Origin of the sequence: Phocaeicola faecalis (assembly GCF_021730445.1) — a bacterium.
Classification (GTDB): domain Bacteria; phylum Bacteroidota; class Bacteroidia; order Bacteroidales; family Bacteroidaceae; genus Phocaeicola; species Phocaeicola faecalis.
In genome coordinates this window covers 143890-156318 of the sequence record NZ_JADNRM010000003.1, presented here as the reverse complement: position 1 = coordinate 156318, position 12429 = coordinate 143890, and the positions used below count along the sequence as shown (strand labels likewise).

At 41.3% G+C, this 12429-nt stretch carries 8 protein-coding genes; 3 read left to right on the top strand and 5 right to left on the bottom strand.

Annotation, left to right across the window (positions count from 1 at the left end):
* Window positions 1-376: 376 nt before the first annotated feature.
* From IR173_RS05935 to IR173_RS05915, 5 genes are all read right to left on the bottom strand, one after another.
* Window positions 377-4417, bottom strand: coding sequence for a hybrid sensor histidine kinase/response regulator transcription factor (locus tag IR173_RS05935; RefSeq protein WP_237038753.1), 4041 nt, complete (start codon window positions 4415-4417; stop codon window positions 377-379).
* Window positions 4418-4599: 182 nt separating this feature from the next.
* Entirely contained in the window at window positions 4600-4920 is a 321-nt protein-coding gene (locus IR173_RS05930) for a DUF4491 family protein (protein ID WP_237038752.1), read from the bottom strand.
* Window positions 4920-5384 carry an Lrp/AsnC family transcriptional regulator gene (locus tag IR173_RS05925; RefSeq protein ID WP_237038751.1) on the bottom strand — a complete coding sequence of 155 codons (465 nt, stop codon included), beginning with the start codon at window positions 5382-5384 and terminating at the stop codon, window positions 4920-4922. Before IR173_RS05925 ends, IR173_RS05930 begins: the two co-directional genes overlap by 1 nt.
* 116 nt (window positions 5385-5500) lie before the next feature.
* Window positions 5501-5905: a hypothetical protein gene (locus IR173_RS05920; protein WP_237038750.1), complete on the bottom strand. Its 405-nt coding sequence runs from the start codon at window positions 5903-5905 to the stop codon at window positions 5501-5503.
* Between the two features lie 4 nt (window positions 5906-5909).
* Entirely contained in the window at window positions 5910-7196 is a 1287-nt protein-coding gene (locus IR173_RS05915; protein ID WP_237038749.1) for a hemolysin family protein, read from the bottom strand.
* Window positions 7197-7331: 135 nt separating this feature from the next.
* On the opposite strand from IR173_RS05915, the gene IR173_RS05910 reads away from it, so the two are divergent.
* From IR173_RS05910 to IR173_RS05900, 3 genes are read left to right on the top strand one after another with little or no spacing between them, the layout of a single operon-like run.
* Window positions 7332-7856 carry an NUDIX hydrolase gene (locus IR173_RS05910; RefSeq protein ID WP_237038748.1) on the top strand — a complete coding sequence of 175 codons (525 nt, stop codon included), beginning with the start codon at window positions 7332-7334 and terminating at the stop codon, window positions 7854-7856.
* 9 nt (window positions 7857-7865) lie between these two features.
* Window positions 7866-10769 carry a tetratricopeptide repeat protein gene (locus IR173_RS05905; RefSeq protein ID WP_237038747.1) on the top strand — a complete coding sequence of 968 codons (2904 nt, stop codon included), beginning with the start codon at window positions 7866-7868 and terminating at the stop codon, window positions 10767-10769.
* Between the two features lie 5 nt (window positions 10770-10774).
* Window positions 10775-12397: a TonB-dependent receptor gene (locus IR173_RS05900; protein WP_237038746.1), complete on the top strand. Its 1623-nt coding sequence runs from the start codon at window positions 10775-10777 to the stop codon at window positions 12395-12397.
* The last annotated feature ends 32 nt before the right edge of the window (window positions 12398-12429 follow it).

Sequence of the window (12429 nt, the reverse complement as noted above, 5' to 3'; positions counted from 1 at the left end):
GATAGCCAGTGTATAATAATTAAAATGTAAGGATGAACGGAGAAGAGGGAATGACCGACTTGGTGAGGGTGAGATACAATCTGTCCCTACAAAAACACCCCGAGCTTTTTGAAAAAGATGCCGAGCTTTTTAAAAAACATACCGAGCTTTTTTAAAAACATCAAGGTCTTTTTGCATCATTCAGTGTAGGCTTTCTATTTTTTAATGTGCACGTAGGCGTCAGTCTTCATACATACGGTGGCATCAGCCCACACATATATACGCGTAAGCCCACACGTACGTACGCATCGGGCTATACGTACGTACGCATAAGCCTGCACGTATATATGTCATTGTGTCAGGCTCCGTCTTTAAATTGAGCCGGATAGTCTTTGAGTTAATTTTCCGCTTTCTTTTCCTTGCGATAGTTTTGCGGAGTACATCCATATTGGTTCTTAAAGCAACGGCTGAAATATACCGGTGAGCTAAATCCGCAACGGTCACTGACCTCTGCGATAGGAATGTCGGGATATTGCTGTAATAAAGTAGCGGCATGTTTCAGTCTGTAATTCAAGATAAAGTTGTTAGGCGTCATGCCGGTCAATGCTTTAAATTTGGTATAAAGGAGTGAACGTCCGATACCTACTTCTTTGCAAAGCACCGGAATGTCATATTCCGTATCATCAATATGTTGTTCAATGCTTTCTGCCGTTCGTTTCAGAATATCCTTATCCAATGGATTGATGCAGGTTAAATCGATTTCGGATATCGGTTTCTTATCGAACTGATGCTGCATGAGCAAACGGCTTCTAATCAGATTGTTGGCACGTGCTAACAATAATTGGGCATGGAAGGGCTTGGTGATATAGTCGTCCGCACCTCGGTTCAGTCCTTCAATATTCTGTTCAGTAGAATTAAGGGCAGTAAGTAAAATGAGAGGTATGTGGCAGTAGTCGATATTGTTCTTAATCTGCAGACACATCTCCGTACCACTCATTTTGGGCATCATAATATCACTGATAATTAAATCTATCTTATGCTCATATACTTGTTTTAAGCCTTCTTCTCCATTGGTGGCGCAAATCACTTCGTAAAATGGAGAGAATAGTTCCGTTAATAGTTGGAGCAGTTCTTCATTATCTTCCACTAATAATACGGTGTGCGCTTTCTCTCCCGTCCCTTCTGTATGGACCGGTTCCATTGGATATGCATCGGTTTCGGGCAAAACATCCAAAGAACCGGGTACAATGGCGCTTTCTTGTTGCGGGTCGGATAGCTGTATGTTCTTGTCTTCACGGAAAACATCTACGTTTCTGGGAAGCCGGACTGTGAATGTAGTGCCTTTGCCCAGTGTGCTGTCGACAGTTATCGTGCCATGGTGTTTTTCAATGATGCTTTTGGATAAAGCAAGGCCGATACCGGTGCCGGGCGATGAATATTCACCCGGCTTCTGGTTGTTTGCCTGGAAGAAGCGTACGAATATTTGTGAAACATCATTCTTGGCGATACCCGCTCCTGTGTCGGATATACTGATTTCTACTTCGTTGTCTGTTGTGCGTCCGGCTATAACAATATTTCCATTATCCTGAGTATATTTGAAGGCATTGGACAATAAATTGAAGAATACCTTTTCAAGCAACTGGCTGTCAAACCAGCATTGTGTAGGAGTTTCCGATAACTGGAAAACATAATTGATATTACGCAAGTGGGCATAATCAACAAATGAAAAATAAATTTCTTTCAAGAATGAGGTGATGTCTTGCTGGGATATCTGCAATGTTTTATGGTTTTGTTCCAACTTTCGGAACTCAAGCAGCTCTGAAATCAGATTGCTCATTTGCTGTGCGTTCTTTCTGATTTTTAGTATCTGGTTATAGATAGAAGGACTCAGTGAAGATTTTTGCAAGATGATATCTATATGGCTGATTATCAGTGTTAGAGGGGTGCGGAATTCATGGCTGACATTGGTGAAGAATACCAGTTTCTCCTGATTGAGCTGCTCTATCTGCTGTTTCTCAAAGCGTTCTTTCTCTAATGAAAGTGCCAATGTGCGTTTGGCAACGCGGCTGGATATAAAATAGTAAAGGCAGCCTATGAAACTAATGATATAGAGCAATGATGCCCACCATGTGGCATACCAGGGAGCGGAGATGGTCAGTTGTATACTGATTTCTTTATCTGTGATATCTCCACTTTGATTACTGCTGTTATTAATGGCGGCCACTCGCAATGTATAAGTGCCGGGATCAAGATTGGTGTAATGCACTTCTGTCTGGCTGGTCTTAATCCATTTTTTATCGAAACCGTCCAACTTATATTGGAACTGCTTTTGCGATAACTGCTGCTCATAATCGGGCAGGGCAAAGCTGAAAATCAGATTATTCTGGTTATGGTTTAACTTGAGTTTTTTGGTATATGGAAAAGCCTTGGTGAGTACTCCGGTTTCATCTCCTGCCACTACTTGTTGATTATTTATCCATAGTTCCGAGAAATAGAGGCTGGGGTTATGGTGAAATGTATTGGCTTTGTGAAACTCTTCTTCCGAAAAGGAGGTTACCCCTTTGGTATCACCTACATAAATGCGCTTCTGGTTGGAGGCAAAGATGCCACAACCGCTTATGATGTGTGCTGTTGGAAAGTTTTCCATCAAATTGATAGTGGTGAAACTGTTTTTTTCGGGAGAATAGCTTGTCACTCCTTTGTCGCTGGTTATCAGTATATTCCCGCTGGGAGATAAGCAAACATTATAGCAGAAGTTGCTGGGAAGCTGATGCTCTTCTACCGTGTAATGGGTCGTTTTATGAGTTTTCTTGTCATAAAAGAACAGTCCGCCTCCCAACGTGCTGATATAGGCACCGTTATTGGTTGCCAGGATACGGGTTATCTTGGCATTGTATCCTCTTTGTGTCAACGGAACATAAGAAGCCTTCATCGAGTCTAAATGCATGGATACCAGATTAAACGTCCCGCTCAGGTATAAATATCCTTCCGGGTCGATATCGAAGCTTTCATAATAGGCGGTTGGAATATCCAGCTTTTGGAACTGTTGTGTTTTGGTATCCAATGAGAATACACCGTTGCGTGCCGATAAATATAATTTGCCTTTCCACATTTTTACATGAAAGACTACTTCATTCGGGGTGTTGGGCTCTCCCTTTCTTCTTTCCAGGTAATTGTAGAATTGTCCGGTTTTCAGGTCATAGCGTGACAATCCCCCTAAGTAAGTACCTATATACAGGCATGCGTTTTCTTCGTCGTAACATATGCTTTTTATGTTATTGTGAGGTATTGAGTTCTTTTCTCCGGCGGTAAACTGATGGATAATGTTCCAGTTTTTGTCGGTGCAACTGATTCCTCCTCCGTCTGTACTGAGCCAAACGTGTTCATTCTTGTCGACTACGATATCGCCTATATATGAATAATACTGGTTCTTGGTGGCGTTTTGGTCATAGTCGTAATGCACGAAGCTGTCCTGCTTGGGAGTGAAATAGTTCACTCCCCCAAAATAACTTCCCACCCAAATGGTGCCTTGCAAATCTTTGCAAAGGGAAAAGATGGAGGGATGGTTTAATCCTCCTACATATTTGGGAATCTGGATAAGGGAATACTGCCCTGTCTTCGGGCTGTATTTATGTAATCCGTCAAAGGTCCCGAACCATATGTTATGTTCACCGTCTTCCACAAAATCACGAATCTGCCAACTGCTGATTCCCGTGGGGGAACCCGGACTGAAAGGCACCTGTCTGATTTCTCCTTTTTGGTTAATTCTGTATAATCCATACATTCTTGTTCCAATCCAAAGTTCTTTCTGTGAACTTTCAAAAATGCGGTAGATGTCAATTCCTCTGAGCACATGTGTCTCTTTTCCGCCGGAACGGTCGTAGAAGAAAATTCCGTCATGCGAACCGATGCAGATTTTATTGGGCAGCAATGTCAGGCAGGTAATGGGGGAGGTAATTCCGGTTTTCAGCATGAAGGTTGGTTCCGTGGTTCCTGCAGGGCATTTGAATAAGGAATCACGTCTCATGTACCACAAATCTCCTTCAAGTGATGTTAAAACGGGAATGCGGCTACCTTTGGTAATACGACTGAATTTCTCTGTTTGTATATCAAATTTTATAATATCATCGTCGACTAAGAAAAAAATATTCCCTTGCTTGTCTTCGACAATGGATGAGACTTCATTTCCTAACCAAATAGGCGATGAATCATCGGAAGCGTTGCACCAGCCTTTGAAAGAAGTAATCCGTTTGCCATCATACAAATTTATTCCCTCTCTTGTACCAAACCACATTCTTCCCAATTGATCTTGGTATATAGCCATTACCGATGGCTGCGTCAATCCTTCGGATAATCCAATATGCCTGAAATATTCAGCAAAAATGGGAGTATTTAATGCCAATAGTGCAAATAAGAGTAATAAATATTTGTATCTCATGTTGTTTTTCCTCAGTTTATATTAGATGTTGTCCACAAAAATAAGAAAAATATGGCAAATAGAGTAGCCGCCAATGACATTATGAGAATCTTTTTTCTCTATAGTGATAAGTTGTCCTTGCAAGAAGGGTATTATTTTCCGGGTATTTCTCATTATACTTGAAATGCCCGGAAAATAGAAATTTATTTTTCTTCGTACTCGTGTTTTCGCTTGGGGTTCATCGGAAACCAGCCTTTCAGTACGCGTTCCCGTTGCTCGAAGATTTCTTTTATAGTCCAAAAGGAGGAAAACGAGAAAACGCCAGCGAGTGAAGAAATAAGTATGTCGCTAATCAAGATTGAGCAGATGATGCCGACTATTCCTAAAAGAAGGAAAATCCACCAGCAGCGTGTTCCCCAATAATATTCAGCCTTGACCACAATGGGGTGGAAAAGACCGATTATCAGAAATGTGCAAATGCCGATGGCAATGCCACTTAAATGGTATTCAGTCAGCCATTCCATTATTTTTCGGTTTGGATGGGAATTTCTTTCTTGATACTTTGTTCCAAAGATATCATTGTTTCGGTAGCTGTCACACCGGGAATCTCTTGGATTCTGGAGTTTAATATATCCATTAAATGTTCATTGTCACGAGAGTATACTTTAGTCAGCATAGTGTATGCACCGGTGGTGAAATGACATTCCACTATCTCGGGAATTTTTTTTAATTCATTTACTACAGCTTTATACATTGAACCTTTTTCAAGTTTGATTCCCACGTAAGTACAAGTTCTGTAACCCAGACTCTTAGGATTTACATGATATCCCGAACCGATAATAACCCCCAGATCAATTAATCTTTGTACGCGTTGGTGAATAGCGGCACGGGAAACGCCACATTCTGCCGCGACATCTTTAAACGGGATGCGGGCATTTTGAGATATAATTTCAAGAATCTGTCTGTCAAGACTGTCAATTTTCTCCATAATATTTTGATTTTAGTGTTGTCAATCTGTAAGCAAATATAGGAATAGTTTTTAATTTATCTACTATTTTGAAAGAAAAAACATAGATTCTTTGAAAAAAAGTGCATTTTTTTAGTCTATATCTCTAATAACTTCTTGATTTCACTTATTTTGTTTCTTCGCTCAAAAGAAAAGGTGTCACTATGGGTGTCCAGATACTCTTTTAGGTAGAGCGCTTTTGATAAAAAATATTTCTTTTCGTCCGGCTCTTTCAACAGGGCATCCTGGTAGAGTAACTCCGACAACATATCGATTCGGGTCAGAAACTCTTGCCCTTCATAGTCTTGAGACAGGTCGGTCAAGATATATTCTGCATCCTGCTCATAATAGAAGTGGTGGCTGTGGTTAAAATAGGCTCGATAGATACTTTGTATTTTTAGTTGAAACTCAGAGCCATCCTCTTTTTTCTTCTCTTCCACCAATTTCTCCAGTGCTTCTATAAATTGGCGAACCAAACGCATGATATAATCTCTTTGTAGCATACCTTTATTTATCTTCTTTGTTTTTGTCTGACAGGGTGACCAATATCTTATCGATGCGTGCCCCATCCATATCTACAATTTCAAAAAGGAAATCGTTCCATTGGAGAAGCTCTCCGGTTTTGGGAATATGTCCCAACTGCTGTAAAATAAGTCCACTCAATGTATTGTAGTTATATTCAGGATATAAATCTTCCATTTCGAAATGACTTAGGAAGTCATAGAAAGAGCATTGTCCGTCTATCAGCCAACTGCCGTCTTTGCGGAGAATGATATCCGGCTCTTCAGAGTCGCCGGGCAGTGCCCCTACCAATGCTTCCAATATATCTTTCATTGTAATAACTCCCTGAAGGCTACCGAATTCGTCGCAGATTAGTCCGTATTTAATATGGTGTTGGCGTATTTGTTCCAATACTTTATAAACATCCATGTTTTCATGGAAGTATTGTGCCGGACGAATAACGTCACGCAGGTTAAAGTTCGTCCCTTGTAATTTACCGAAAAGGTCTTTCAGATAAACCACACCTATGATATTGTCCAAGGTATTGTCTTGTGTTACCGGATAAACCTGATATAAATGCTGGCATACGATATCATAAATCTGTTTGTTTCCCATATCTATATCGATAGACACTATATCATTACGATAGGTCATAATGGTATTGATGCTGCGGTCGCCCAACGAGAAGACACGGTCTACGATATCTTGTTCTACTTCTTGTACCTCGCCATTTTCGGCTCCTTCTTCAATCATGGACTTGATTTCTTCCTCCGTAACCTTTTCTTCGGCAGTGTTGATATGTAGCAAGTTGAAAATCAGTGAAGTACTTTTTGCCAGAATCCACACGAAAGGAGAAGCTATGACAGACAGCCAATACATGGGACGTGCCAATAGCTTGGCTGCACGTGCAGATGCGCTCATACCGATTCGTTTCGGAACAAGTTCTCCAAAGATGATGGTGAGATAGGTCACTAAAATGACAATCAGAATTTGTGCTATTATATGTGCATAAGCGATTGGAACGCCTGCTGAAACCAGCACTTTGCTGAAATCAGATGCTAATACATCGCCGGAATAGATACCGGTGAGGATACCAATCAGCGTAATTCCGATTTGTATGGTCGATAAAAACTTATCCGGGTCATTGGCTAATTTAAGAGCGATACGTGCGGAGGAACTGCCGTGACGGACATCATTGTTCAAACTGCTTTTACGCGCAGAAATCAAGGCTATTTCGGACATGGCGAATACCCCGTTTAGTAAAATAAGTGCGATAATTATGACAATCTCCATGTGAGTGATTTACATTTGTATTTGCTAACAAATGTACTAAGAATTGTGTTTTCTCTTTCTTCTTTTAGATTTAATTAATGAATTATCTGTCATTTAAGCTATCTTTGCGGTGTCTATAAAAGAAAAGGAGTAATTATGCATCCACTAGAGCTATTCAAGTATTGTCCCAAATGTGGTTCTTCACATTTTGTGGTAAATAATGAGAAGTCCAAACGCTGTGCGGATTGTGGCTTTGTCTATTACTTTAATTCAAGTGCCGCTACAGTGGCATTTATCTTGAATGAGAGAAATGAATTATTGGTTTGCCGGCGGGGTAAAGAACCCGCGAAAGGAACATTAGACCTTTCGGGAGGGTTTATAGATATGTATGAAACCGGTGAAGAGGGTGTAGCACGTGAAGTGTTGGAAGAAACGGGTCTTGAAGTGAAAAAAGCGGTCTATCTGTTTTCGTTGCCCAATACATATCTTTATTCCGGCTTTTTGGTACATACGTTAGATCAGTTTTTCCTTTGTACGGTGAAAGATACGACTCGGATTGAAGCGATGGATGATGTGGCGGATTCTTTTTGGATGCCGCTTGACAAGGTAAATCCGGAGGAATTTGGTCTTGATTCTGTGCGTGAGGGAGTAAAACGTTTTTTGAAAGAATATAAATATTAGATATAGAATATGAAGAAAAGGACTTTATTAATAGCTGCGTTGATGGGTGGGTGTGCTTTGCAAGGCATGGCCCAACAAATCCTTCCCGATGATGTGGCGGGTGATAAGGAATACCGAAGGGTATGCAGAGAGTATGACTTGAAGTCAAAAAACAGCGTGGAACTGTTGCAGGCTTATCTGGATAAATACCCTGATTCACGATATACAGACAGGGTACGTTCTTTGATTGCTTCGGTGTATTTTGAAGAAGGTAAATATAAGGAGGCGATAGCTATGTTTAGGGCGTGTGATATTGAGACCTTGCCCGATGCAGAGCGCGATGATTGCGCCATGCGCCTTGCCACTTCTTATTTAAAGGAAGGAAACTTGCGTGATGCTTCCGTATGGTTCCTTTTACTGAAAGAGGTGAGCCCGCGTTATCAATCGGATGCTATTTATAATTTGGCTTATATTGATTATGTAGAGAAACGGTATGACAAGGCATTAAATGCTTTTTTATCTTTGAAAGATGATGCCGTATATTCATCTTTGGTGCCCTATTATATAGGAGAAATTTATTTATTGAAAGGTAATTATGAACAGGCACGTTCGGTGGCCGCTCATTATTTGCAGGTTTATTCCGGCCATAAAGATGAGGCTCAGATGGAACGTGTTTTGGGGGAGGCTTATTTCGGCCTGAATAATTATCAGGAGGCTATTGCACCATTGGAACGTTATCAGGTCGCAGTGCCTCGTCCGCAGCGTAAAGCGCTGTATGAGTTGGGTATGAGTTATTATTATACCGGTGTCTATTCAAAAGCGGCTGCCATATTGGGCGAAACGACTTCGGTGAACGATGCCTTATCTCAGAATGCATATTTGCACATGGGCTTGGCCTATTTAAACTTGAAGGAACGCAACCAGGCAAGAATGGCTTTTGAACAGGCTTCTGCATCAGGATTTGATCCGCAGGTGAAAGAACAAGCTCTTTATAATTATGCTTTGTGTATACATGAGACTTCGTATTCTCCTTTTGCTGAATCTGTAACGGTGTTCGAACGTTTCCTTAATGAATTTCCCAACTCGCTGTATGCCGAACGGGTAAATGATTACTTGATAGAGGTATATATGAATACCCGTAGCTACGAAGCTGCGCTGAAGTCTATTGCAAAGATTGAGCATCCGGGTGCACGAATCATGGAAGCGAAACAAAAGATTCTGTTCCGTCTCGGTACTCAGGCGTTTGCTAATGCCGATTTTCATGAGGCGATAGAATATTTTAATCGTTCCTTGGCAATCGGACAATATAATATGGCTACTAAGGCTGATGCATATTATTGGCGTGGTGAGGCAAACTACAGGTTGGAGCATTATGCTCAGGCTGGAAATGATTTACGCCGGTACTTGGAGTTTGCTCCCGATAAGACGAACCGGGAGTACGGATTGGCACTTTATAATCTTGGCTATACTGACTTTAAGCAAAAGAATTATAATGGTGCATTGAATTGGTTTACCCGTTTTGTTGATCGTGGAACTGTCAATGACCGTGCTGTACAGGCAGATGCTTACAATCGCATCGGTGACTGTAACTTTTATGCCCGCCGTTTTGATTCGGCCCGTCAGGATTATGCCCGTGCTGTGGAGATAGATTCTTCTTTGGGTGATTATTCTTTATATCAAGAGGCTTTTGTCCGTGGCTTGCAGAAGGATTATAATGGAAAGATACAAATTTTAAATCGTTTGATAGCAGATTATCCCGAGTCTCAATATTTGGATGATGCTTTATATGAACAAGGCCGTGCTTTTGTTCAAATGGAGGATCATACGAATGCTATTAACCGTTTCAATATTTTGCTGAAGAAATTCCCGGAAAGCAATATGGCTCGTCGGGCGGCTAATGAAATCGGTTTACTCTATTATCAGGGCGATAAGTATCCGGAAGCTATTCAGGCTTACAAGCAGGTAATCACTAATTATCCGGGAAGTGAGGAGGCTCGTCTTGCCCAAAGGGATTTGAAATCTATTTATATTGATTTGAACAAGGTGGATGAGTATGCCAACTTTGCTTCTACTATTCCCGGTGGAGCCAATTTTGATGTGAACGAACGTGATTCGTTGACTTATGTTGCTGCCGAAAGAGTGTATATGCGCGGTGAAATAGACGAAGCACGCAATAGCTTTACTCACTATCTGCAAACTTTCCCGGAAGGTGCATTTAGCTTGAATGCCAATTACTATGTCGGATTGATAGATTATAACCGTAAGGCTTATAATAGTGCGGCAGAACATTTGGACAAAGTTTTGGCTTATCCCAATAATAAATATTCGGAAGATGCCATGATGATGAGTGCTGAAATGGCTTATTCGGCAAAGGATTATGAAAAAGCATTGACTGTTTATAAGCAATTGAAAGATAAGGCTGTTTCATCGGAACGCCGGCAATTGGCAAAGACGGGTGTGCTTCGTAGTGCATATATGTCGGGCAATGGAGAAGAGGTCATTCTGGCGGCAACGGATTTGCTGGCAGAGACGAAAATTGCTCCCGAATTATCCAATGAGGCTCATTATTATCGTGCAAAGGCTTATCTGGATGCAGGAAAAGCAGAAGGGGCTATGGAGGATTTGAAAATCTTGGCAAAAGATACTCGCAATGTATATGGTGCGGAAGCGAAATATAAAGTAGCACAGATTTATTTTGATGCCGGACAGACAGGGCAGGCCGAGAAAGAAGTCTTGAATTATATTGAGGTCAGCACTCCGCATACTTATTGGCTGGCGCGTAGCTTTGTGTTGTTATCTGATGTTTATATGAAATTAGGACGCAACCTGGATGCCAAACAATATTTGCTTTCATTAAGGCAGAATTATCAGGCGGATGATGATATTGCAGGAATGATAGAGAGCAGACTGAATAAGTTAAATGCTGAAAATTAAAGATTATGAAGAAAATAGCAATTATAGCATTTGTGGGCTTGTTGCCTCTGTCGGCTGTATATGCACAGCAAGACAGTACACTGAACCGCACTGTGGTAGTGGAAAATGAGTATAACCCTACTGTCATGGATGCTTCCAAAATAAATGTATTGCCCAAGGTGGAGGAACCGGCAGTAATGAAGAAGGGAATTGAGTATGCCACGGCTTTGCGCCCTGTGGCTGCTTGGAATTATGAGGAGATGTTTCCCATTGTTCGTGAATGGGAATGGGAGAAGGCGAAACGAGGATATGTGCGTGCCGGCGCCGGTAATTATGGTAATGTGGATTTTAAGGCCGGGTATGTATGGGACATCACGAAAGATGACCGGCTGAATGTCGCTGCTTCTTTGGACGGTATGAATGGTACCCTGAAAGATGCGATTGATAATGATTGGAAATCGCGTTTCTATTCTTCCTCTTTTAATGTAGGATACCGACATAGCTTCAAGAATATGGATCTGCATCTTGGAGGAGGACTTCATTCTCGTGTGTTTAATTATATGTTGAGTCCGATTTCTTCTATTTCCGGTGAGAATGATAAGCAGCATCACACTTTGGGAGATTTCCATGTCGCCCTGTCTTCTACGGATGAAATGATGCCACTGCAATTTACGGTACAAACGGGCTTTCAGTATTTCAAGCAGAAATACCCGGCAATTTCCGATGAGAGCAGCACGGAAAAAATGATTCATACAGTAGGTGATGTATGGGGAAAACTGAGTGATATTCAGCGTGTGGGTATTAAGTTTGAAATGGATAACTTATTCTATTCGGATGACTTCATGAAGAATTATACTTCGTTAGGCCTGAATCCTTATTATGCCATTGACGAAGACAGTTGGCGACTGCATCTCGGTGCGCATGTCGACTGGGTGACAGGTAATAATAGCGGCATAGATGTAGCTCCGGATATTCGTGCAGAGTATATTTTCTCGGATAGTTATATTCTTTATTTGAATGCACAGGGAGGCAGACAGGTAAACGATTATCGTATGTTAAGCCGCATCTCTCCCTATTGGGGAATAGGGCAGCAACTCGATGCGACGTATGTTCCTCTTGATGCAACTTTGGGTTTTAAGGCGTCTCCTGCAAGCGGATTATGGTTTAATGTATTTGGTGGTTATCAGATACGTAAACATGAGTTGTTTTGTACGTTAGTGCCCGCAGGACAATTTGTATATACGGGTTTTGTGCAGGATAAAGGAAAAATCGGTTATGGAGGTGCGGAAGTGAAGTATGGTTATAAAGACTATTTTGATGCATCGGTAAAAGGTGTGTATTATGGTTGGACGACCAAGCATGACGATGATGCGATAGCTGCCATGAAGCCTGAAATGGAGTTGAACTTTAAAGTTGATGCCAAGGTAATGGAGGGCTTGAAACTTCGGTTGGGTTATGATTACGTAAAGCGTAAGGGAGAGGATGTGGATCCTGTCAGTAATCTGAGCGTGGGTGCTACCTATGCATTATTAAAAGACATCTCTATCTTTGTGGATGTGAATAATCTATTAAACAAACAATACTATTATGAAGGAGGTTATCCTGCTGAGAAACTGAATGTTTTAGGTGGCCTTACTTTCCGATTTTAGTTAAAAAGGCTCTGTAAAAGAGCCTTTTTAAG